At 73.3% G+C, this 22,080-nt stretch carries 17 protein-coding genes and 1 pseudogene; 4 read left to right on the top strand and 14 right to left on the bottom strand.

Annotated features, from left to right (window positions below):
* Positions 1-2: 2 nt before the first annotated feature.
* Positions 3-356 carry a hypothetical protein gene (locus tag AC07AZ_RS07550; protein ID WP_478844770.1) on the bottom strand — a complete coding sequence of 118 codons (354 nt, stop codon included), beginning with the start codon at positions 354-356 and terminating at the stop codon, positions 3-5.
* On the bottom strand, positions 343-2,139 hold the full coding sequence (locus tag AC07AZ_RS07545) for a hypothetical protein (protein ID WP_478844768.1): 1,797 nt from the start codon (positions 2,137-2,139) through the stop codon (positions 343-345). The genes AC07AZ_RS07550 and AC07AZ_RS07545 overlap by 14 nt, the downstream gene beginning before the upstream one ends.
* 146 nt (positions 2,140-2,285) lie before the next feature.
* Between AC07AZ_RS07545 and AC07AZ_RS07540 the strand changes: the two genes are divergently transcribed.
* Positions 2,286-3,209, top strand: a complete 924-nt coding sequence (locus AC07AZ_RS07540) for a GNAT family N-acetyltransferase (protein WP_478844766.1) — start codon at positions 2,286-2,288, stop codon at positions 3,207-3,209.
* Positions 3,210-3,239: 30 nt separating this feature from the next.
* On the opposite strand, the gene AC07AZ_RS07535 is transcribed toward AC07AZ_RS07540, so the two are convergent.
* From AC07AZ_RS07535 to AC07AZ_RS07510, 6 genes are all read right to left on the bottom strand, one after another.
* Positions 3,240-4,304 carry a hypothetical protein gene (locus AC07AZ_RS07535; protein WP_478844764.1) on the bottom strand — a complete coding sequence of 355 codons (1,065 nt, stop codon included), beginning with the start codon at positions 4,302-4,304 and terminating at the stop codon, positions 3,240-3,242.
* Positions 4,305-4,432: 128 nt separating this feature from the next.
* Complete coding sequence (locus AC07AZ_RS07530) at positions 4,433-5,422, bottom strand: malate dehydrogenase (RefSeq protein WP_478844762.1); 990 nt, start codon at positions 5,420-5,422, stop codon at positions 4,433-4,435.
* Positions 5,423-5,928: 506 nt separating this feature from the next.
* Positions 5,929-7,080 carry a helix-turn-helix domain-containing protein gene (locus tag AC07AZ_RS07525; protein ID WP_478844760.1) on the bottom strand — a complete coding sequence of 384 codons (1,152 nt, stop codon included), beginning with the start codon at positions 7,078-7,080 and terminating at the stop codon, positions 5,929-5,931.
* Positions 7,081-7,605: 525 nt separating this feature from the next.
* Positions 7,606-8,061 (bottom strand): helix-turn-helix domain-containing protein, encoded by a 456-nt coding sequence (locus tag AC07AZ_RS07520; protein ID WP_478844758.1) that lies wholly within the window; start codon positions 8,059-8,061, stop codon positions 7,606-7,608.
* A 280-nt stretch (positions 8,062-8,341) separates the two neighbouring features.
* On the bottom strand, positions 8,342-8,821 hold the full coding sequence (locus AC07AZ_RS07515) for a DUF3017 domain-containing protein (protein WP_478844756.1): 480 nt from the start codon (positions 8,819-8,821) through the stop codon (positions 8,342-8,344).
* Positions 8,811-9,665, bottom strand: a complete 855-nt coding sequence (locus AC07AZ_RS07510) for a bifunctional methylenetetrahydrofolate dehydrogenase/methenyltetrahydrofolate cyclohydrolase (RefSeq protein ID WP_356046787.1) — start codon at positions 9,663-9,665, stop codon at positions 8,811-8,813. Before AC07AZ_RS07510 ends, AC07AZ_RS07515 begins: the two co-directional genes overlap by 11 nt.
* Positions 9,666-9,936: 271 nt before the next feature.
* On the opposite strand from AC07AZ_RS07510, the gene AC07AZ_RS07505 reads away from it, so the two are divergent.
* A complete protein-coding gene (locus AC07AZ_RS07505; protein WP_478844754.1) occupies positions 9,937-10,500 on the top strand; it encodes a hypothetical protein in 564 nt (187 codons plus the stop codon).
* A gap of 232 nt (positions 10,501-10,732) precedes the next feature.
* Here AC07AZ_RS07505 and purH read toward each other — a convergent pair whose 3' ends face one another.
* Positions 10,733-12,298 carry a bifunctional phosphoribosylaminoimidazolecarboxamide formyltransferase/IMP cyclohydrolase gene (gene purH, locus AC07AZ_RS07500; RefSeq protein WP_478844752.1) on the bottom strand — a complete coding sequence of 522 codons (1,566 nt, stop codon included), beginning with the start codon at positions 12,296-12,298 and terminating at the stop codon, positions 10,733-10,735.
* The gene (purN, locus tag AC07AZ_RS07495) at positions 12,295-12,924 is read right to left on the bottom strand and encodes a phosphoribosylglycinamide formyltransferase (protein ID WP_478844750.1); all 630 of its coding nucleotides are present in this window, start codon (positions 12,922-12,924) and stop codon (positions 12,295-12,297) included. The genes purH and purN overlap by 4 nt, the downstream gene beginning before the upstream one ends.
* Positions 12,925-13,178: 254 nt before the next feature.
* Between purN and AC07AZ_RS07490 the strand changes: the two genes are divergently transcribed.
* Positions 13,179-13,988, top strand: coding sequence for a hypothetical protein (locus AC07AZ_RS07490; RefSeq protein WP_478844748.1), 810 nt, complete (start codon positions 13,179-13,181; stop codon positions 13,986-13,988).
* A 1,329-nt stretch (positions 13,989-15,317) separates the two neighbouring features.
* Here the strand turns inward: AC07AZ_RS07490 and AC07AZ_RS07485 are convergent.
* Positions 15,318-16,787, bottom strand: a pseudogene (locus AC07AZ_RS07485) (cell division protein PerM); the annotation flags it as partial.
* Positions 16,788-16,900: 113 nt separating this feature from the next.
* On the opposite strand from AC07AZ_RS07485, the gene AC07AZ_RS07480 reads away from it, so the two are divergent.
* The gene (locus AC07AZ_RS07480) at positions 16,901-18,172 is read left to right on the top strand and encodes a helix-turn-helix domain-containing protein (RefSeq protein ID WP_478844746.1); all 1,272 of its coding nucleotides are present in this window, start codon (positions 16,901-16,903) and stop codon (positions 18,170-18,172) included.
* 78 nt (positions 18,173-18,250) lie between these two features.
* Here the strand turns inward: AC07AZ_RS07480 and sucD are convergent, their stop codons facing one another.
* The 3 genes from sucD to AC07AZ_RS07465 all read right to left on the bottom strand — a co-directional run bounded on the left by sucD (position 18,251) and on the right by AC07AZ_RS07465 (position 21,959).
* Positions 18,251-19,135 (bottom strand): succinate--CoA ligase subunit alpha, encoded by an 885-nt coding sequence (gene sucD, locus AC07AZ_RS07475; RefSeq protein ID WP_478844744.1) that lies wholly within the window; start codon positions 19,133-19,135, stop codon positions 18,251-18,253.
* A gap of 23 nt (positions 19,136-19,158) precedes the next feature.
* On the bottom strand, positions 19,159-20,337 hold the full coding sequence (gene sucC / locus AC07AZ_RS07470; RefSeq protein WP_478844742.1) for an ADP-forming succinate--CoA ligase subunit beta: 1,179 nt from the start codon (positions 20,335-20,337) through the stop codon (positions 19,159-19,161).
* Between the two features lie 671 nt (positions 20,338-21,008).
* The gene (locus AC07AZ_RS07465) at positions 21,009-21,959 is read right to left on the bottom strand and encodes a hypothetical protein (protein WP_478844740.1); all 951 of its coding nucleotides are present in this window, start codon (positions 21,957-21,959) and stop codon (positions 21,009-21,011) included.
* Positions 21,960-22,080 lie beyond the last annotated feature (121 nt).

Raw genomic sequence — 22,080 nt, 5'->3', positions numbered from 1 at the left:
CCTCACATCCCCAGCAGGCCCGCCACGGCACCGGCCGAGGCCAGGACGCTCAGCAGGGCCTGCGAGTCGGTGAGCAGTTCCCGCAGGCGTTCCCTGCGGGTGGGCGCGGCCTGGCCGGTGCGGGTGATCTCGTTCTCCGTCTCGGCGAGCTCGGCGGCCAGCGCCGCCGTCCGCTCGCTGCCGCGCACCCGCTCCAGGTCCGCGCGCAGCTCGCGGACCGCCGCGAGCAGTTCCTCCGCGGCCCGGTCGCGCTGCGGGGCCGCGCCGTGGTGGCTCTCGGCCCGGGCGTGGCTCCCGATGGCGAAGGTGCTCTGCGAGACGTCGCCCATGCTGACGTTCGGTTCATCCGTTGCCATCGCCGGCCGGTCCCTTCTGCGGCGCGGCGCCGCCGGTCGTGGAGGTGGTGCCGGCGCCCGCGGCGGCCGGGTGTGTGGAGGACGCGGAGGCGTGCGCGCCGACGGCGAAGGTGCTGCCCTCGACCCGGTCGATGTTCACTCCGCCGCTGCTGATGTTCACGATCTTCTGGACGAACTCGCCGGTCAGGTAGCCGGACGCCTCCAGCGCGGTCCGCACCCCGTTCGCGACGCGGTCCTGCACGCTCTTGAGGTAGCGGGCGACGTCCATCTCCTGGAAGAGGGACCCGGCGGGCACCGCGCCGAGCTCCCGCACGGACAGCGCGGGCCCGTCGGGCAGCGCGCCCGCGTAGCCGCCGGTCAGCAGCCGCCAGGCGTAGAGCAGGCCGCGGCCCAGGCTGATCAGGGAGGCGGCCGCGGACCCGGGCACCCGGGCGATGGCCCAGGCGCCCTTGCCGAACACGTTGTTGTGGCGGAAGCGGTGGGCCGTACGGTCGGCGTTCTTGAAGTCCTCCCGCACCGGCGTCAGCACGTGCGGGGCGATCTCCAGCATGAGCATGCGGCCCTGGGTGTGGATGCGCACGAACACCGTGACGACCAGTTCCTCCTCCCAGCCGCCGACGCGGACGCGCAGGAAGTGCCGGCGTTTCTCGGCGCCCTCCTCGACGGCCCGCGCCCGGTGCTCCTCGAAGGCGTGCGGGTGGTACGGCGCCTCGTCGCGGCGCCGCAGCCCCTCGGCCGGCAGGAACACGCACTCGTCGACCTCCAGCCAGCGCAGGCGGTCGCGGCCGAGGTGTCCGGCGTACTCGGCGGGCAGCCGGAGCTGTTCGATGAGCGGGCGGATCGTCTCCAGGACGGTGCGGTTGCTGATCGGCTGCTGCTTCTTCGTGCCGTCCGGGCGCAGCTCGACGGCGAGGACCCAGGTGTCGTAGGCCGTGCCGGCCCCGCAGAACGGACGCGCCTCGTGGTACATGATCAGCGGCGCGTGCTGTTCGTGCCGGATGCGGGCCTTGAGCCGCTGGAAGCGGTGGCTCTCGTTCTGTTCGGCCGGGTCGCCGGCCGCGTCCGGGAAGCGCTGCGGGGACAGCTCCCCGCCCATGACGCGGGCGAACTGTTCGCGTTGCGCGGCCGCGCACAGCGCGATGAGCGCGAACACCGCGAGCGTGAGCCAGGCGTGCCAGGCCCCGACCAGGTCCCCGATGTCGCCGAAGCCCGGGAAGACCAGGTCGGACGGGGAGGTGGAGTCGCCGTAGGACTCGCCGTAGCCGTAGGAGTCCGTGGACGAGGAGCCGCTGTCCGAGCCGACGCCGAACGCGGCGAGGAGCGTGAGGACGAGGAACGCCGTGAAGATGATCCGGCCCCACCAGCGCAGGAGGAAGGCGGGCAGCAGCCGGTACAGCGGCGGGTCCGCCCGGTGGCCGCGGACCCAGGGCGCGAGGGCGAGCAGCAGACTGGGCGTGAGGAACCCGGCCAGCAGGCCGCCGCTGAGCGGCAGTCCGACCACCCACAGGCCGAGGATCAGGCCGGCCCACAGCAACTCCTGGCGGCGGGCCCGCAGGGCGTGGGCGAGGACGCGGGCCGCGTCGTACCCGAGTGAGGGCGCCACGATCCGCTGTTCGTTGAGGTGCAGTTCCCGGATGACGCGGTCACGGTAACCGGAGTCGAGGTAGGTGCCCGCGCACAGCAGCCGGGTCGCCTCGCTGGCGTGCGGCGCGGTGGGCGGTGGTGCGGGTGGTGCGCCGGCGTGTGTCGGCTGTGGTTGCTGCGGCACGTATGCGGTGCTCACGCCACTCCCCCGATGCGTGGAAGACCCTTGTCAGTCGTGCAGTTGACAAACGGTCAGCATAGGGGGGCGGACGGGACCGGGGAAACCGGGAAATCGATCGCCGATCCATGGACACCCCGGCATTCTTTGACTAGAGTCAAAGGTTTATGGAGCCAGTGTCGACGGAACACGTGGCGGCCTTCCGCCGGTTCAACCGCGATTTCACGCGCCGGATCGGCGCCCTCGACGACCGCTACCTCGGCCAGGACCGCCCGCTGGGCGAGGCCCGCCTGCTGTTCGAGATCTTCGACAGCGCGGACGGGGTGTCGCTGCGCGCCCTGCGGAGCCGGCTGGGCCTGGACGCCGGCTATCTGAGCCGGATGACGAAGGCGCTGGAGAGCCAGGGCATGGTCCGGGTGCGCGTTCACCCGGACGACAACCGGCTGCGGGTCGTCGAGCTGACCCCGGCCGGCCGCGTCGAGGTCAGGGAACAGCACCGCAGGGCCGACGCGCTCGCCGCGGACCTCCTCGGCGGCCTGAGCCAGGGCCAGCGTGACCGGCTGACCGAGGCGCTGGCCCTCACCCGGCGGCTGCTGCGGCTGGCCGGCGTCACCGTCGAACGCGTCGACGGCGCCTCGGCGGACGCCCGGGCCTGTCTGCGCGCGTACACCGCCGACCTCGACGCCCGCTTCCCCGAGGGCTTCGACCCCGCCACCCTGGTCCGGCCGGCGGAGGTGTCGGGCGAGGCGGGGGCGTTCCTCGTCGCGTACGAGGAGGGGCGGCCGGTGGGCTGCGGGGCGCTGCGCCGCCTGGAGCCCGGGGTGGGCGAGATCCGGCACGTGTGGGTGAGCCCGGACGCGCGGCGCCTGGGACTGGCCCGGCGGCTGCTCGCCGCTCTGGAGGGCGAGGCGTCCGCGCGCGGCTGCACGGTCGTACGACTGGACACGCACGCCGCGCTCACCGAGGCACAGGCGATGTACCGGGCCTGCGGATACACCGAGATCCCGCGCTACGACGACAACGTCTACGCCGCCCACTGGTTCGAGAAGCGGCTCGACCGCCCGGCGGCCGGTGCCGTGCCCACCCCCTGACCGGAGCCGTCATCCGACGGACCGCAGCCGTCACCCGCACTGCCGGGCCGCCGGGCAGAAGGAGGCCAGCGCGGTGGTCAGGGGTTCGCGGACCAGCGTGGGGGCCGGCCGCTCGGGGCCGCTGGACCGGATCGCGTACAGGGTGCCGCCGGCCGCGCGGAAACGGTGGTCGATGACCTGGCGCGGGCCCCGGTCGGCGTCGTCGTAGCGGTAGGTGAGTTCCGACCAGGCCGCACCGGACGTGCGGTCCAGCACCCGGTAGCCGGGCTGGCGCGCGAAGCCGTAGCCGGGGTCGTTCTCGGCGAGGTCCAGCGACCGGGCCGGAGTGTCCTCCGCCAGCTGGAAGATCTGGAGCTGCCGGTCGCCGCCGGGCGCGTCGTAGACGACCACCGGGGCCAGCTGTCCCTGCTTCTGGCCGCGGGTCCAGCCCTCGGGCACGTCGAGCGTGTAGCCGACGGGGTCCTTCAGACGGCGGTAGCCGTCGACCGGGGACGGCGAAGAGGGCGCCGCGGCGGGCGGCGACGGGGAGACCGGCGTCGAGGGCGAGGAGAGGGGGGTCGGGGAGGCCGGGGCCGAGGCGGTGGTGGCCGCGACGCCGCGGGCCGGGGTGGCGGCGGCGCCCGCGCTGTTCCCGTCCCCGCCCGCGTCGCGGATGAGCAGCCAGACGCCGGTGCCCGCACCCGCGCCCAGCACGACGGCCGCGACGAACGCCACGAACACCCGGCCGGCCCGGTGAGGACGGCCCGGAGACGGGGCGTACGGCAGAGCCGCGGGAACCGGCCGCGCAGGAGGAGTGCCGGGCCGGTACGCCGGGGCTACGGCCCCCGGAGCCGGCGGTGGCGGCCGGTGTCCGTGGGCGTACGGCGGCGGCAGGGTGCCGCGGATCTCGGTCTCGGCGGACGCCCACGGCGGCACGGACGGACCCGCGGGACCGGCCTCCCCCGCTCCCCAGGCCGCCTGGCCCCGGTCCTCGCTCGGCTCGTGCGCCGCCCACGAACCGGCGCCGGAGCCGGGACCGGAACGAGGATCGGCGTTCTCCCCGTGGGCACCCTCGTCGTCATGGCCGTAAGCGCTGCCGCCGTGCCAGTCGTTCATCGCGAACCCCCCGAATCACCCCACCGGGTGTCGCTCCCGACGGTAGCGGTGGAAACGGGAACGGGCCCCGTTCCGGCCGAAACCGGAACAGGGCCCGTGCGCGCTCGTGACGAAGCCGTCGAGAAGGCTCAGATGAGGCCGAGGGAGCGGACCGCCTCGCGCTCCTCCTCCAGCTCCTTCACCGACGCGTCGATGCGGGCGCGGGAGAACTCGTTGACGTCGAGGCCCTGGACGATCTCGTACCGGCCGTCCTTGGTGGTGACCGGGAAGGAGGAGATCAGGCCCTCCGGGACGCCGTAGGAACCGTCCGAGGGGATGCCCATGGAGGTCCAGTCACCGTCCGCCGTGCCGTTGACCCACGTGTGGACGTGGTCGATGGCGGCGTTGGCGGCGGAGGCGGCCGAGGAGGCGCCACGGGCCTCGATGATGGCCGCACCGCGCTTGGCGACGGTCGGGATGAAGTCCTCGGCCAGCCACTTCTCGTCGTTGACGACCTCGGCGGCGTTCTTGCCGGCGACCGTGGCGTGGAAGATGTCCGGGTACTGGGTGGCGGAGTGGTTGCCCCAGATCGTCAGACGCCTGATGTCGGCGACCGTCGAGCCCGTCTTCTTCGCGAGCTGGGTCAGCGCGCGGTTGTGGTCGAGGCGGGTCATCGCGGTGAAGCGCTCGGCCGGTACGTCCGGGGCGGCGGCCTGCGCGATGAGCGCGTTGGTGTTGGCCGGGTTGCCGACGACGAGGACCTTGATGTCGTCCGCCGCGTTGTCGTTGATGGCCTTGCCCTGCGGCTTGAAGATGCCGCCGTTGGCGGAGAGCAGGTCGCCGCGCTCCATGCCCTTGGTGCGCGGGCGGGCGCCCACGAGGAGGGCGACGTTGGCGCCGTCGAAGGCGACGTTCGGGTCGTCCGAGATGTCGATGCCCTGGAGCAGCGGGAACGCGCAGTCGTCCAGCTCCATGGCCGTGCCCTCGGCGGCCTTCAGGGCGGGGGTGATCTCCAGCAGGCGGAGCCGGACCGGCACGTCCGCGCCGAGCAGCTGACCGGAGGCGATGCGGAAGAGCAGGGCGTAACCGATCTGGCCGGCCGCGCCGGTGACGGTGACGTTCACGGGAGTGCGGGTCATGGCGTTCTCCGTATGACAGCTGGCGGTGGGGCGTCCCTGCCCCGGGGGTACGGGATCCCCCGCCCCGGCTTGTGACCGGCGACCGCCGCGATGATCGATCACGGTGTGGATGATCGATCTCTTGGCGTCAAGAGAGATCCATCGGTCAGGCTATCGCGCCCGCGGGACCCCGGACGTCCGGGCCCGTGTGGCCCAGCCCACAGAGCCGCGCACAGGGAGCGGCCACCCGGGCCGGGGGCCCCGCACAGGAAGCGGCCGCTCGGTCCAGGAGGCCCCGCACGGGGACGGCCGCCCGGTTCGGGAGAGGAGGAACACGGACGGCCGCCGAGGGGGTGCCGATGCCGGACTCCCGTGGGGTTACCGTCCGCGTGCCCGGGTTCGCGGCGGCCATTCCCGCCGCGGGCTGATCGTTTCGCCCGGCGTGGCGCGCCGCCCCGCGAGGCACCGGGTGGCGCCTCACAGGGCGGCGGGGGGCGTCACCGCGCGGCAGCCCCGGCCGGCCGTCGCTACCGCGTGCACCCCTTCACCCCGGACGCCAGCGCGGCGCACACCGTGGCCCCGCCCGCCTTCTTCACCGCGACCATCGGTGTGTACGCGATCGTGTCGCCGGGCACCGTGATGTCCCCCTTCCGCACGGTGCGGCCGACGGTCACCCGCACCTCGTCGCCCTGAGCGGCCTGGGTGATACGGCCCCACACCGCCCCGCAGGTCGCGCTGTACCGGACCTCGACGACGCTCGGGCCCACGCGCACGGTCCTGGTGGTGGCCGCCCGGTCGCCGCTGCACCCCATGCTCTCCGCGTCCCTGCCCTCGCAGGAGGCACCGGCGCAGCCGACCTCGGCCGGCAGGTCGCGCTTCGCGCTGACGGAGGGTGCGGGCGAGGCGGCGGCACCCCGGTCGTCCCTCCCCGCCCCGCCGCCCGACAGGAAGAGCACCCCGCCGAGCACGGCGAGCGCGCCGACGGCACCGGCGACGAACGTGACCCACCGCCGCCCGCCGGCCGGCGCGGCCGACGACGGGCCGGGCGCCGGGGAAGCCCCCGGAGCCGGCGAGGGGGAGGACGGGGGCGGGGCGGACGGCGGCGAGGACGACGTGGACGCCGCCCCCGCGTGCCCGGCCGCCGCCCGCGAGCCCACCTCACCCCGCCCGCCCCCGGCGCCGCCGATACCGTTCCCGGTGGCGTCCTGGACCTCGGGTGCCGTCGGCTGCGGCGGCACCGTGGGCGACACACCCGCGGGTCCGGCGATGCCCGGCATCACGGTCATGCCGCCGCCCCCGCGGGCCGTCCTGCCGCCCCTCGCCTTCGCCGGCGGCGGCGCGGACTCGCCGAGCGCCGCCCGCGCCTGGGAGATCCGGACCGCCTCCATGGTCCGGTCGTGCCGCATCTCCGAGCGGCTCCAGGCGCGTTCGGCGAGCTCCCACATCGTGGTCAGGTGCACGGGACTGGTGCCGGTGACCTCGGCCAGGGCGACTATCGCGCCCTTGGGCGCCAGAAGCCGCCCGCTGAGATAGCGCTCCCAGGACGTCTTGCTGTAGCCGGTGCGGTCGGCCACCGCGGCGACACTGAGGCCGCCGCGGTCCACCAGCCTCCGCAGCTGGCTCGCGAACTCCTTGACCTGCGGATCGAGTTCATCCGGCAAGGCCTTCCAACGAGGCATCACTTCCCCCCTCATCCCCCGTTTCGTGCTGGCTGTCCCCCGGTCGTTCCGGGCGGCCCGGCCTCCTCCCCCACGCGGTCGTCCCCGCGTCCCCGTTCCGCCCGTTCCGGCCTACCCACAGTGATGCGCCGGGCCGGGACCACAGTTCCCCGGCCAGGGGCGCACCGGAGCGCCGGGACGCGGGCGCACGCCGTCGCACGCCCGGTATATGCGAGGGACGTCCGGTCCCGTCATGAATCGTCCCGCCACCTCGCCCCCCACACCGCCCCGCACTCGCACGGCGTCCGGCGTCCGGGTGAACTCGGCTCAGGGGCAACGGGGTTGGCGCGCGTGTCCGTCCGGCCGGTCACCCACCGGCCGACTCAGCCGCGTGGGCCGGCTCAGCCGCTTGGGCCGGCTCACCCGCGTGGGTCGGCTCACCCGCGTGGGTCGGCTCACCCGCCCCGCGGGGTCCACTCACGGACGGGGTCCACTCACGGGCGGTGGCCCGCTCACCCGCCTGGCCCGCTCGCGGGCGAGGCCCGCTCACCCGAGGGCGACGGCGCCGACCACGCCGGTCACGAGCAGGACGAGGAGCAGCAGGACGGCGTACAGCAGCACCCGTCCGCCCGGCGCGCGGTTCCCGTCCGGTTCGGGGGGTGTGTCCCACCAGGGCAGGGTGGGGTCGTCCTCGTACTCCGGTACGGTGGCCGGCCGGCCGGGTACCGTCGCCGGTCGCGGCCAGGCCTGGACCGCCAACTCCCAGCGCACGCCGTGCCGTTCCGGGTTCTCGCCGGCGACCCGGCACAGGGCGACGACCGCCTGCCGGGGCGGGGGCTGGGTGGCGTTGAGATAGCGGTGCCAGGAGGACTTGCTGTAGGCGGTGCGCGCGCCGAGCGCGACCAGACTCAGTCCGGTGCGGTCCTTGAGGAGCCGCAGCTGCTCCACGAAGTGCCGCACCTCCGGCGGCAGGTCGTCCGGCAGCGGCTGCCAGGCGCTCATCGCACTCCTCCACGGCGTTCCTCGCGTTGCCCGGTCCGAGCGGATGGACGACTCCGAGGGGGTGCCCGGTTCCCGCGGGGGGTGCCGCCGGGAGCGCGCCGCCGTGGCGGAGCGCGGACAACATGGCGGAACGGTCACACCCGTGCCACAGCGGGAGGACAGCGGTTGAACAGGGCGTTCGCCGTACTGGAAGGTGGGTCCCGGCGGCGGTCCGTCCTCGCTCGGGGGAGAGGACGGGCCGCCGTCCGGGTGCGCCCAAGGCCGGTCGTGGCCGGCGCGGTCAGCTGGTGCTGACGGTGAAGTGCAGGGTGTCCTTCAGGAACGGGATCTGCAGCAACGGGTTCGGCTGCGCCATCAGCGCCAGCAGGACGATCGCGGTGCCCAGCACCCCGTAGGTGACGATGTCGGTGAAGCGGGAGCGTACGGCGAGCATGCCGACGTCCGGCACGATCCAGCGCAGGACACCGCCGGCCAGCAGCGCGACGCCGATCAGCAGGGTCCCGTAGCGGAAGACGTCCAGCGCGGTCAGCAGCAGGCCCAGGCCGACCATGGCCAGCACGGCCAGGATCGGCCACTGCCGGGCGGGCGCCGGGGCGTCTCGGGGCGCGGCCCTTCCGCCGCCCTCCGGGCGCGCGGTGTCCCGGGTGAACAGCGGGAAGCGGCGCGTCGTACGACGGGGACGGCCCTGCGCGTCGGGCGCGCTGACCGGGTCGCGTACCTCGAACTCCTCGGCCTCGCCGGGGGTGTCCTCAGCCGGCACTGCGCTCCGCCGCCTCGACCACGTTGACGAGCAGCTGGGCGCGGGTCATCGGGCCGACGCCCCCCGGGTTCGGGGAGATGAAGCCGGCGACCTCGGCGACGCCCGGGTGGACGTCCCCCACGATCTTGCCCTCGGCGCTGCGCGAGACACCGACGTCCAGGACGGCGGCGCCCGGCTTCACGTCCTCGGGCCGGATCAGGTGGGCCGAACCGGCGGCCGCCACGATGATGTCCGCGCGCCGCAGGTGGGCCGCCAGGTCACGGGTGCCGGTGTGGCACTGGGTCACCGTGGCGTTCTCGCTGCGGCGGGTCAGCAGCAGCGGCATCGGGCGGCCGATGGTGACACCTCGGCCGACGACCACCACCTCGGCGCCCTTGATCTCCACGCCGTAGCGGCGCAGGAGGGTGAGGACACCGTTGGGGGTGCAGGGCAGCGGGGCGGGCTCGTTGAGGACCAGGCGACCGAGGTTCATCGGGTGCAGGCCGTCGGCGTCCTTGTCCGGATCCATCAGTTCGAGGATGCGGTTCTCGTCGATGCCCCTGGGCAGGGGCAGCTGCACGATGTACCCGGTGCAGGCCGGGTCCTCGTTCAGTTCGCGTACGACTGCCTCGATCTCGTCCTGCGTCGCCGTGGCCGGCAGAGTGCGCTGGATGGAGGCGATGCCCACCTCGGCGCAGTCGCGGTGCTTGCCGGCGACGTACTTCTGACTGCCGGGGTCGTCCCCGACGAGGATCGTGCCGAGGCCGGGCGTGACCCCCTTCTCCTTCAGCGCCGCCACGCGGGCGGTCAGATCGGACTTGATCGCGGCTGCGGTGGCCTTGCCATCGAGAATCTGGGCGGTCATGACCCCATCCTCGCGGATGACGGGGCCCCGGTTCCAATCCGGGGTCCCGCGGCGGTGCGGCATCCGTCCCCAGGTGTCCCGTCGTGATCACCGATGTTGCGCTTGGACAACACATGCGCATTGCGGCTGGACAAGTAACGGCAGGCTAAAGAACGATGATCTGAACAGTGCCGCGGGCAGCTCATCGGGGGGATGAACCGCATCCGTAGAACCTTCCTCCGCACGGTGCCGCGCGTCGTCCCCGCACCTGGACAACGGAGGAAACACCGCGATGAGTTTCGGCGACCCGAACAACCCCTACGGCCCGCCTCAGGGCCAGCAGCAGGGTTACGGCTACCCGCAGCAGCCGCAGGCACCCGGGTACGGCTACCCGCAGGCTCCTCCGGCGCACTACGGCATGCCCTCCGGCCCGACCACGATGCCCGGCACGGTGAGCGCGGCCCGCGTGATGATGTGGGTCATCGTCGGTCTGCAGATCCTGGGCGTCGCCCTGTTCGCCTTCACCGCGGCGAGCGTCACCGCCGCGAAGAACGACGACCAGCTGCGGGACAACTCCTCCTTCCAGCAGCTCGCCGACTACTCCTCCGGCGTGATCTGGGCGCTCGCCGTGTTCGCCCTCGCCTGGGCGGTGTTCGCGATCGTGCTGGCGGTGAAGTTCAACTCCGGCGGCAACGGCGTCCGTATCACCACCCTGATCTTCGGCATCGTCACCGCGATCCTCGGCCTCTACCCGTTCATCGTCGTGGGCCTGATCCACACGGTGCTCGGCATCCTGATCGCCGTGTTCGTCGGCAACTCCAACGGCGCCGCCTGGTTCAACCGCCCGCGGTACTGACCCGAGGGACTGAACGCGCCGCACGCCGACGCACCCGCGACCGGACCGGTCGCACCGCCGCTCACGACCAAGGGCCGTGTCCACCCGTACGAGGGGGACACGGCCCTGGTGCGTCACCCCGCTCCGGCCCGCCTACGGGCGGACGGGCGACGGCAGTTGACGGCTGCGGCTGCGACGGCAGTTGATGGCTGCGGCTGCGGCTGCAGTTGACGGCTGCAGTTGACGGCTGCGGCTAGTGGAAGAAGTGGCGGGTGCCGGTGAAGTACATCGTCACGCCCGCCTTCCTGGCGGCTTCCACGACCAGTTCGTCACGGACCGAACCGCCGGGCTGGACCACGGCCCTGACACCGGCCGCGACGAGGATCTCCAGCCCGTCCGGGAACGGGAAGAACGCGTCGGACGCGGCGAACGAGCCCTGGGCCCGCTCGGCACCGGCCCGCTCGACGGCCAGCTTCGCCGAGTCCACCCGGTTGACCTGGCCCATGCCGACGCCGACCGAGGCACCACCCTTGGCGAGCAGGATGGCGTTGGACTTGACGGCCCGGCAGGCCCGCCAGGCGAAGGCGAGGTCGGCCAGCTCGTCGGCGGACAGCGCCTCACCCGTCGCCAGGGTCCAGTTCCCCGGGTCGTCGCCCTCGGCCTGGAGCCGGTCGGTCACCTGGAGCAGCGCGCCGCCGTCGATCGGCTTGACCTCGACCGGGCTGGACGGGCCGTCCGGAGCCTTCAGCACCCGGATGTTCTTCTTCCTGGCCAGCGCCTCCAGCGCGCCCTCCTCGTAGTCGGGCGCGACGATGACCTCCGTGAAGATCTCCGCGACCTGCTCCGCCATCTCCCTGGACACCGGGCGGTTGACCGCGATCACCCCGCCGAACGCCGACAGGGGGTCGCAGGCGTGCGCCTTGCGGTGCGCCTCGGCGACGTCCGCGCCGACCGCGATGCCGCACGGGTTGGCGTGCTTGATGATCGCGACGCAGGGCTCGGCGTGGTCGTACGCGGCACGGCGGGCGGCGTCCGTGTCCGTGTAGTTGTTGTACGACATCTCCTTGCCGTGCAGCTGCTCGGCCTCGGCGAGACCGCCGCCGTTGCCGTCCAGGTACAGGGCGGCCGGCTGGTGCGGGTTCTCGCCGTAGCGCAGGGTGCTGCCGCGCTCCCAGGTGGCGCCGAGGAAGTCGGGGAAGCGCGACTCGTCGACGGGCGCGTAGGAACTGGCGAACCAGCTCGCGACCGCGACGTCGTAGGCGGCCGTGTGCTGGAACGCCTCGGCGGCCAGCCGCTTGCGGGTGCCGAGGTCGAAGCCGCCGTTCCGCACCGCGGCGAGGACGTCGGCGTACCGCTCGGGGCTGGTCACGACGGCGACCGACGGATGGTTCTTGGCGGCGGCGCGCACCATCGACGGACCGCCGATGTCGATCTGCTCCACGCACTCGTCGGGCGTGGCACCCGAGGCGACGGTCTCGCGGAACGGGTAGAGGTTCACGACGACGAGGTCGAACGGCTCCACGCCCAGCTCGGCGAGCTGCTCACGGTGGCTGTCGAGGCGCAGGTCGGCGAGGATGCCCGCGTGGACCCTAGGGTGCAGGGTCTTGACCCGGCCGTCCAGGCACTCGGGGAAGCCGGTGAGCTCCTCCACCCTGGTCACCGGGACGCCGGCGCCGGCGATACGCCCGGCGGTGGAGCCGGTGGAGACGAGTTCCACGCCCGCCTCGTGGAGCCCGCGGGCGAGCTCCTCGAGCCCGGTCTTGTCGTAGACGCTGACGAGCGCCCGGCGAAGGGGCCGCTTGTTGCTCTCGGCGGTCACTGGATAACTACCTTTCGTCCCTCAATGCGATAGCCGTTGCGGGCGAGCCGGCCCACGACGTCGACGAGCAGCCTTCGCTCGACTTCCTTGATGCGCTCGTGCAGAGCGCTCTCGTCGTCCTCGTCACGGATCTCCACCACGCCCTGGGCGATGATCGGTCCGGTGTCGACGCCGTCGTCGACGAAGTGGACGGTGCAGCCGGTGACCCTGGCGCCGTACGCGAGCGCGTCCCGCACACCGTGGGCTCCGGGAAAACTGGGCAGCAGGGCCGGGTGCGTGTTCACGAACCGGCCGCCGAAACGGGCCAGGAACTCCTTGCCGACGATCTTCATGAACCCGGCGGACACCACGAGGTCGGGCTCGTGGGCGGCGGTCGCCCCGGCCAGCGCCGCGTCCCACTCCTCGCGGCTCGCGTGGTCCTTGACCCGGCAGACGAAGGTGGGGATCCCGGCGCGCTCGGCACGCGCCAGCCCCTCGATGCCCGCGCGGTCGGCCCCGACGGCCACGATCCGCGCTCCGTACGCCTCGCTGCCGGCGCTCTCGATGGCGTCCAGGAGTGCCTGGAGGTTCGTACCGGAACCGGAGACCAGCACGACGAGGCGTTTGGCCACGGGCTTGGCGGCCACGATGGGGCCCTTTCTCGGGGGAGCGTTTGTACGGTCGTACGAATGCTTCGCGTCCCGGGATACGGGGAAGTCTACGAAGCGGACGACCGTCAGCAACGATACCGGCACTCCTGGCGGCCCCCGTGGGACGGGGGCGTGGCCGGAAGGTAGCGTCTGGAACGAGTGGGCTCGGGAACGCGGTCAGTGTGCGGTGCGTTCACGAAGTGACAGCTCACGCCAGTTCAGGTACTCACCAAGGGGAAGACGCTCACTTGATGCCGGACCGCAGCCTGCGACTCCTCACGCTCCCCCAGCAGTCGGTGCAGGGAGGGGAGCGCGGCATGCTCCTGCGTGAGCGCCCCACCTCACCGCCCGACGCCCCCTCGGGCCGCGGCGACGGCGACAAGCACGACGGTCCGGCCGCGGACGACAACCCCTTCGCACCGCCGCCCGAGGGCACGCCCGACCGCCCCTGGCAGCCGCGCCGGCCCACCGGCGGCGAGGGGTCCGACGACCCGCGGGACGGCTCCCCGAAACCCCCGCAGCCCCAGGACGGGAGCTCGCCGTGGGGCAGCCAGTGGAGCGACCAGCAGCCGGGCCGCTCCCCCGGCGGCTTCGGCCAGCGCCCGGGCGGCCCGGGCAACAACCAGCAGGGCCCCGGTGGCGGCCCCGGCTCCGGCCCCCGCTGGGACGCCACCGACCCCTCACAGCGCCGCGCCCGCTACTCCCTCCTCAGCGGCATGTGGGCCTTCTTCTTCGCCCTCTTCAGCTGGCCGTACGTGGCCCTGCTGCTCGGCGCGCTGTCCCTGTACTGGGGCATCAGCGCGCTGCGCGCCAAGCCCCGCACCCCCGACCCGAACTCCCCCGCGCCCGACCCGAACGCCCGCCCGCAGACCTCCGCCGCGGTCAGCGGCCTGGTCGCCGCGTCCCTGGCGCTCGCCCTGGTCGCCGCCGGCTTCACCGCGCAACTGGTCTACAGCGACTACTACACCTGCACGAACGACGCCCTCACCAACGAGGCGAAGCAGTCCTGCAACGACCTTCTGCCGAAGGAGCTGCGCACCCTGCTGGGCGTGAGCGGCTGACTGCCGCCGGGTGGTGAAGCTGCCGGTTCACGGGGCGTCCGGGGGTGGCGGCTTCGCCGCGTCCGGTGTCCGGGGTGCGCTCGGCGGGGTGGTCCAGGGGGCGGGCTCGTCGTACCAGGGCCCGGGTGTCGTCGCCCGGAAGGCCGGAGGCACGGGTGACGCCGGCGGGGTGCGCGGCGCCCGGAGCTCGATGGGCAGGAAGTCGTACGTCTCGTCGTAGGTGAGCTGCTGGTCCCGCAGCCCGGCCATGACGTCCTGATCGCTCAGCGCGGCGAGCGCGGACAGCGCCGACATGTCGTCCTGGCCGTGGGGCGTGCCGCGTCCCGCCGCCGGGCCCGTCGTCGCGGACACCTCGGAGCCGGAGCCCTTCCGCCGCGCCAACCAGCCGCCGGTTGACCGCAGCGACAGCCGGAACCGGCGTCGGCCGGAGAAGAGGGTCGGCGGCGGCGAGGCCGGCGACTTCGACGGGGTGGGCGGTGGGGGTACGGGTGACTGCTGGGGTGACTTCGGCGGGGTCGGCGGCTCCGACGGGTTCGGCGGGTGCGGCCGGTTCAGTGGATTCGATGCCGATGACGGCTCGGGTGACTTCGGCAGGAACGGCCGCTCGGGAGGGGCCGACGGCTCCGGGTGCGGCCGGTGCAGCGGCTCCGACGGGTGCGGCGGGTTCAGCGAGTTGGACGCGGGGGACGGCTCGGGTGACTTCGGCGGGACCGGCCGCTCAGACGGGGTCGGCGGTTCCGATGGGTGCGGCCGGTGGTTCGACGGGTTAAGTGACTTCGATGCGGGTGACTGCTCGGGTGACTTCGGCGGGGTCAGTGGCTCCCATGGGGTGGAGGGCTCGGCGGACTCTGGGGACTTCGGCGACTTGGGCTGCTTCCGCGGCTCGGACAGCTGAGAGGAGCCAGGGGACTCCGGCAGCGCGGACGTTTCGGGCGAGTCCGCCGACTTCCCTGACATCGCTGACTCAGGCAGCTCAGGTGGCTTCGGAGACTTGGACGACTTGGACAGCTTCGAAGGCTCGGGCAGCTTCGAGGGCTCGGACAGGTTCGGCAGCTTCGACGACTCCGGCGACTTCGGCGACTTCGCCGGCTTCGGCGGCTTCGGCGGCTTCGGCGACTTCGCCGGCTTCGGCGGCTTCGGCGACTTCGCCGGCTTCGGCGGCTTCGGCGGCTCGGGTGCGGGCGCTTGCCGGGTGGGCGGATTCTGGGCCGGTGTGTTCTGGCCGGGCTTCCTGGGAACGGCGACCTGCCGGTCCTGCGGTTCCACCCGTGGCCTGCCGATGGTCGCCGTCCGCTCACCGGCCGCCGTACCGGACCGTTCACGGCGCGGCCGGCAGCGCCGGAACCGCACGCCCAGCGCGGCGGGAACGCCGACCGCCGCGAGCCACAGCAGTGCCGCACCGCCGGTCTGCCACCACACGGGCCCGAAGCTCACGAAGGCGAGGACGCCCAGTGGGCCGCCCGCGGGTCCGGTGAGGCCGGCGACACCCACCGCGCCCAGCGCGCAGGCGAGCCCGGTGACCGCGGCGGTCCGGCCGGGCGACCAGGCGGCCACCTGACCGTCCCGGCCGCTGCTGCCGCCCTCCCGGCTCTCACGGTTCGCCACGCCTCCCCGGCCCTCCCGGCTCCTCTGCTTCTCCCGGCCTCCCCGGCTCGCCAGGCTCTTCTGACCCTCCCGGTCTCCCGGGTGCTCCCGGTCTCCCGGGTCCTCCCGGTTCTCCCGGCCACCAACCGCCGCGGCCGTGCCGGTGAACCAGCCCAGGGTCACTCCGGCCATCACCGGCACCGCCGCCGCCAGCCAGTTCAGCGGCGTCCCGGCGCCCGCGTCCGGGACGGCGGCCAGCAGCGGAAACGGCGGCAGCTGGGGCGGCGGCGCCGAGGACAGCGGTCCCACGACGTGGCCGACGCCGAGCGTGAAGCCGGGTCCGAGGGCGTAGGCCGCCGCCCACACCGCCGCGTTCGGCACCAGCGCCAGACACAGCAGCAGGACGGCGAACCGGCCCGCCCACCCCTCCGTGAGCTGGAGGAACGACCCCCGCACCGCCCCGCCGTGCCACACGAGTGACGCGGCCACCAGGAGGGCCCCGCCACCGGCGAGCACCGCCACCCCGGCGGCCGCGGCCCGCGCGCAGACGCCGAGGCGGGCCCGGGCGTCCGGCCCGACGAGAAGACGCCGTACGTCCTTCGGCAGGGCGACAAAAGCCCGGTCCAGCACCGCGCCGGGACAGCCGTGCGCCGTCCACACGCCCGATCCGGCGGCCGCCGCGGCGAGCAGTGGCAGGCACAGCGCCGTCCAGTTCCACGCGGGCGGCAGCGGGCCGCCGGAGGCGTAGAGGGCTACGGCCGTGCCGATGGTGAGGTAGCCGACGACGACGCCCGTCCAGGCGGTGCGGGCGGGGACCGGTGGCGGCGCGTCACCCCGGGTGGCCTCCCCGCCGGCGTCGGCGGCGTCGGCGGCGTCGGTCGCGTCGCGGGCCGCCCGGTGCAGCAGCCAGACGGGCAGTGCGAGCAGCAGCAGCGGAGTGACGCCCACGGGCGCGGGAACGCCGGACAGCGTCTCGGTGCGCATCAGCTCGGTGCCGTGCGCGAGCAGCCACAGGGCGGCGGCGACGTGCAGCGCCCCGCTCGGCCCGCTGTCGGGATACGGCGAGCTGATCCACAGCACCATGACGAGGACGGCGAACAGTCCGAGCCCGAGCCCCGCCGCGACGGCGCCGCCCAGCAGGCCGGCGCCCAGGCCGGGCGATCGATCGCGCATCCGGGTGAGCAGGGACGACAACAGCGGTCGGCGAACGGTCATCTGGATCACGCCGTCATGCTCCCAACGACACGCGCTTTTCCGTCGTAACAGGCGAACCTCCGATGTGTCGCTCAATATACGTTTATGTACTTTTTCGCACGAAGGGGCTTCCTGTGACGCAGAGCCCCGCGCCCCCGCTCCCCCCGCCCAGGGAACGCCGACGCCTGCGTGAGGCCGCGTCGTTGACACAGGCTCAGGTCGCGGCGCGACTCGGCGTCACCCGTGCGACCGTCCGCGGCTGGGAGGCCGGCCGGACGACTCCGCGCGGCCGGAAGGGAGAGGCGTACGCGAGACTGCTGACCGCGCCGACGGGCCCGGAGGACCTCAAGTCCCGTGACTCCGGGCCGGATTCGACACCCGAGCCGATGCGGGTACAGGTGCGGACGCAGGCGCCGGAACGCGCTGCGGAACCGGTGTCCGTGGGGGCGCCGGGCGTGACGGAACATCAGCAGAACCGGACGGCATCCCAGGAGGAGCCCATGGCCGTCGTCCAGGAGCCGGCGCTCCGACCGGAACCCGTACCCCCGCCCGATCCCGCGGCCCTCCCGGAACCGGCACCTTCCCCCGAACCGGTGACCGGGTCGGCCGAACTGACGCCCGCTCAGGCGTTCGACGCGCTCTACGCCTTCTGCGCCCCCGCCCTCGTGCGGCAGACCTATCTGCTCACCGGGCGCCGCGAACTGGCGCGGGAGTCGGTCGAACGGTCCTTCCAACTCGCCTGGCAGCGCTGGCCCGAGGTGGCCGCCGACCGCGACCCGGCGAGCTGGGTGCGGGCGGCGGCGTACGAGTACGCGCTCTCCCCCTGGCACCGGTTCCGTCCGAGTCACCGCCACCCCGAACCGCCGCCCGTCGACGCCCGCGACCGCGCCCTGCTCGACGCCCTCCTGCACCTCCCGCCGCCGTACCGCCGCACCCTGCTGCTCTACGACGGTGTCGGCCTCGGCCTGCCGGAGACCGCCGCGGAGACGGAGGCGAGCACCCCGGCGACGGCGAACCGGCTGCTGCACGCGCGCGCGGCGGTCGCCACCCGTCTGCCCGAGCTGACGGACCCCGCCGTCCTCCACGAGCGGCTGGTCGCACTGGCCTCCACAGGACGGCTGCGGGCCGGCAGGCCGCCGGTCGTGCGGATCGGCGGTGAACGCCGGGCACGGTTCTGGACGCGGGCCGCCATCGCCTTCACGGTCGCCCTGATCGGGGCCACGGCGCTCACCGTGGAGACCGCGCCGACGCACTACGAGCCGCCGGTCCCGCCGGGCGCGGAGGTGCACGGGGTGCCGCCGCGGGTCGCGCCGGGCCCGCTGTCGGAGGCGGAGCTGGAACTGCGGGCCAAACTGCGGAAGGAGACCGTCAGCGGTCCGCCGAGACTCGTGCCGCAGCCGGACTGAGCGCGGGTGAGTGAGCGCGGGACGCCGATGGGCCCGCCCCCTGTTCCGGGGCGGGCCCATCGGCGCACGGCTGAGAGGTCAGCCGGCCAGGATCTCGCGGGCGAGCTTCGCCGTCTCGGTCGGCGTCTTGCCGACCTTGACGCCGGCGGCCTCGAGGGCCTCCTTCTTCGCGGCGGCCGTACCGGAGGAGCCGGAGACGATGGCGCCGGCGTGGCCCATGGTCTTGCCCTCGGGCGCGGTGAAGCCCGCGACGTAGCCGACGACCGGCTTCGTCACGTTCTTCGCGATGAAGTCCGCCGCGCGCTCCTCGGCGTCGCCGCCGATCTCACCGATCATGACGATCAGGTCGGTGTCGGGGTCGGCCTCGAACGCGGCGAGCGCGTCGATGTGCGTCGTACCGATGATCGGGTCGCCACCGATGCCGACGGCGGAGGAGAAACCGATGTCCCGCAGCTCGTACATCATCTGGTACGTCAGCGTGCCGGACTTCGAGACCAGGCCGATGCGGCCCGGCTTGGTGATGTCGCCCGGGATGATGCCGGCGTTCGACTGACCCGGGGTGATGAGACCGGGGCAGTTCGGGCCGATGATCCGGGTCTTGTTGCCCTTGGAACCGGCGTACGCGTAGAACGCGGCCGAGTCGTGGACCGCGATGCCCTCGGTGATGACGACCGCGAGAGGGATCTCCGCGTCGATCGCCTCGACGACGGCGGCCTTGGCGAAGGCCGGCGGCACGAAGAGGACGGACACGTTGGCGCCCGTCTTCTCGATCGCCTCGGCGACGGTGCCGAAGACCGGGATCTCCGTACCGTCGAAGTCGACGGACGTGCCCGCCTTGCGCGGGTTCACGCCACCGACGATGTTCGTGCCGTCGGCCAGCATGAGCTTGGTGTGCTTCATGCCCGTGGCACCGGTCATGCCCTGGACGATGACCTTGCTGTCCTTGTTGAGGAAGATAGCCATGGTGGTCTGAGTCCCTCTATCCCTTACTTCGCGGCCGCGAGCTCGGCGGCCTTGTCGGCCGCGCCGTCCATGGTGTCCACACGCTGGACCAGCGGGTGGTTGGCGTCCGACAGGATCTTGCGACCCAGCTCCGCGTTGTTGCCGTCGAGGCGCACGACCAGCGGCTTGGTGACTTCCTCACCCTTGTCCGCGAGCAGCTGCAGCGCCTGGACGATGCCGTTGGCGACCTCGTCGCAGGCGGTGATGCCACCGAAGACGTTGACGAACACGGACTTGACGTCCGGGTCGCCGAGGATGATCTCCAGGCCGTTCGCCATGACCGCGGCGGAGGCGCCGCCGCCGATGTCGAGGAAGTTGGCCGGCTTCACGCCACCGTGCTTCTCACCGGCGTACGCGACCACGTCGAGGGTGCTCATGACGAGACCCGCGCCGTTGCCGATGATGCCGACCTCACCGTCGAGCTTGACGTAGTTGAGGTTCTTCTCCTTGGCGGCGGCCTCGAGCGGGTTGGCCGCCGCGTGGTCGACGAGCTCCGCGTGGTCGGGGTGGCGGAAGTCCGCGTTCTCGTCCAGGGAGACCTTGCCGTCGAGGGCGATGACGTCGCCGGAGGCGACCTTCGCCAGCGGGTTGACCTCGACGAGAAGGGCGTCCTCCTCGATGAAGGTCTTCCACAGCGTGACCAGCACGTTGACGACCTTGTCGGCCACCTCGGCCGGGAACTTCGCGGCCTCGACGATCTCGCGGGCCTTCTCGGGGGTCACACCCTCGTTGGCGTCGATCGGCGTCTTGGCGACGGCCTCCGGACGGCTGGCCGCCACCTCCTCGATCTCCACCCCGCCCTCGACGGAGGCGATGGAGAGGAAGGTGCGGTTGGTGCGGTCCAGGAGGAAGGAGACGTAGTACTCCTCCACGATCTCCGGGGCCGTCTCGGCGATCATCACCTTGTGGACCGTGTGGCCCTTGATGTCCATGCCGAGGATGTCCGTCGCACGGGCGACGGCCTCGTCCGGGGTGGCGGCGAGCTTCACGCCACCGGCCTTGCCACGGCCGCCGACCTTCACCTGGGCCTTGACGACGGACTTGCCACCGAGACGCTCAGTGGCTGCGCGGGCCGCCTCAGGCGTGTCGATGACTTCACCGGCCAGCACCGGTACATCGTGCTTGGCGAAGAGGTCCCTCGCCTGGTACTCGAACAGGTCCACGCGCTTCCGTCCCTATCAGTGATCTCGCGGTTCGTTGTCTGCGTGGGCGTGCCGCGAGGGCAACGTGACGTCCGCCGTCTGTCAGTCACAAGGGAGGCGCACACGGTGTCCGAGCGCGCGGCATGTCCGTCTCGCAGGCTATCGCCGCTTGCCGTGGGTCTCTAAATCGCAGGTCACACCTGAGCGGTGATACCTGTCACATGATGCCGAAAACGCTGGCACAGAGTGCCGGAGGCAGGGGAACAGGCGGTCGAACGGGGCGAGCCCCGCCAGGCTGGGGTCGGCCCGGCGGGGCCCTTGAACAGCCCCTCGGGGCGGAGGGCGGGTGAATCCCTCCCCTGGGATCCATCCGGCCCATCCGTGAGATGTCGCACTACCCGAACATACCGATGGTTTTCGGCCATTCGGGTCTCTTGTCTCACGGAGTCGGGGCGAGCGGGCGGAGCGGTACTCGCTCTCGACGCTCGGTACTCGGCGGCCCGCCCGGCCTCCCACGCGTTCCGCGCGGGCTCCTGGGCGCAAGGCTCCGGGCTCCGGGCTCCGGGCTCCGGGCTCCGGGCTCCGGGCTCCGGGCTCCGGGCTCCGGGCTCCGGGCTCCGGGGAGCGTGGGCGGGCGGGGGTGCCTGTCCGCCCTTCCTGGGAGCGGGGAGGCCGGTGCGAGGAAGGTGGGCCTAGGCCGGGGAGACGGGGACGTCCACGTGCCGGTCCCGCAGCGGAGCCGCGGCCCCGCCCATGGCGGCACCGGGGACGAGCCGGAGCGGCGCCCGGTGTCCGGGGGTCACCGCATGGGCGTCGCCGTGCCGTGACGTACCGCCGTCCACCCCGGACTTTCCGCCCAGCGCACCACCCGGCTCACCGGCGGGCGCCGGATGCGCGGGCACCTGGACGCTGGACGCGGTCCGGTGCCGGCGGAAACGGTTCCGGTCGACGTGTTCCCAGGCGTGGGTCGCGGTGCCGGCGGGGACGCGGGGGCCGGCGATACGGAGACCGACGGTGGGACCCTGCTCCGCCACGGCGGCCTCGGTCGCCCGTGCGCCCGCCGACTTGGCCACCGGGGCCACCGGGGCCACAGACGACGGCTGCGACGCGGTGACCGGCGGATGCGGCGTGGGCGCGGTGGGAGACGCGGGGGCGGTGGGGATGGGAGTGGTGGGGACGGGAGTGGTGGGGATGGGGGTCGTCGGCAGGTCGGGGACACCCGGAAGGTCCGGAAGGGACGGCAGGGACGGAAGGTCCGGCAGGGTGGGCGGTGCGGGGAGAGAGGGGGGCGTCGGGAGTGGGGGCAGCTTGGCCGGTGCCTCGGCCAGGTCTCTGGTCACCGATGTGACCAGGTCTCCGACCGGTCGTACGACGCCGTCCTCCAGCACCTGACGCACGGTGTGCTCGGGAGCGTGGCCGGGGAGGTCGACCGCAGGCACGGACGTCGAGGAAGTCACGGAGGGCACGGAGGGCACCGACCGGATGCCGTCCGCCGCGTGGGCCCGCTCCCCGCAGAGCACGCCGAGGACGAACAACCCACCCACCAGCAGCGCCACTTGCAGCGCGCGTCGCCCGGCGGCCGCGCGCGTCTGGCGCGGGGCGGCATCGGGCGGGGCTGCCGGGAGAGCGGTCTGCCAGGCCAAGAGGGGGCGGTTCCTCCCGTGCGGCGGTACGGAGAGTGCGGGGCCGGCGGAGCGCAGGCGCGCCGCCGATCCTCGCACGAGACTCCCGAGGCCGCGCAAGCCCCCCGTCACCGATGGGTGG

This window comes from Streptomyces sp. NPDC043878 (genome assembly GCF_056435735.1).
This window is presented reverse-complemented; position numbering and strand designations above follow the sequence as displayed.

Coding starts and splice junctions, on each gene's coding strand:
- AC07AZ_RS07550 (WP_478844770.1), bottom strand. CDS start 356: ATGGCAACGGATGAACCGAACGTCAGCATGGGCGACGTCTCGCAGAGC.
- AC07AZ_RS07540 (WP_478844766.1), top strand. CDS start 2,286: ATGGAGCCAGTGTCGACGGAACACGTGGCGGCCTTCCGCCGGTTCAAC.
- AC07AZ_RS07535 (WP_478844764.1), bottom strand. CDS start 4,304: ATGAACGACTGGCACGGCGGCAGCGCTTACGGCCATGACGACGAGGGT.
- AC07AZ_RS07530 (WP_478844762.1), bottom strand. CDS start 5,422: ATGACCCGCACTCCCGTGAACGTCACCGTCACCGGCGCGGCCGGCCAG.
- AC07AZ_RS07525 (WP_478844760.1), bottom strand. CDS start 7,080: ATGCCTCGTTGGAAGGCCTTGCCGGATGAACTCGATCCGCAGGTCAAG.
- AC07AZ_RS07520 (WP_478844758.1), bottom strand. CDS start 8,061: ATGAGCGCCTGGCAGCCGCTGCCGGACGACCTGCCGCCGGAGGTGCGG.
- AC07AZ_RS07510 (WP_356046787.1), bottom strand. CDS start 9,665: ATGACCGCCCAGATTCTCGATGGCAAGGCCACCGCAGCCGCGATCAAG.
- AC07AZ_RS07505 (WP_478844754.1), top strand. CDS start 9,937: ATGAGTTTCGGCGACCCGAACAACCCCTACGGCCCGCCTCAGGGCCAG.
- AC07AZ_RS07490 (WP_478844748.1), top strand. CDS start 13,179: ATGCCGGACCGCAGCCTGCGACTCCTCACGCTCCCCCAGCAGTCGGTG.
- sucD (WP_478844744.1), bottom strand. CDS start 19,135: ATGGCTATCTTCCTCAACAAGGACAGCAAGGTCATCGTCCAGGGCATG.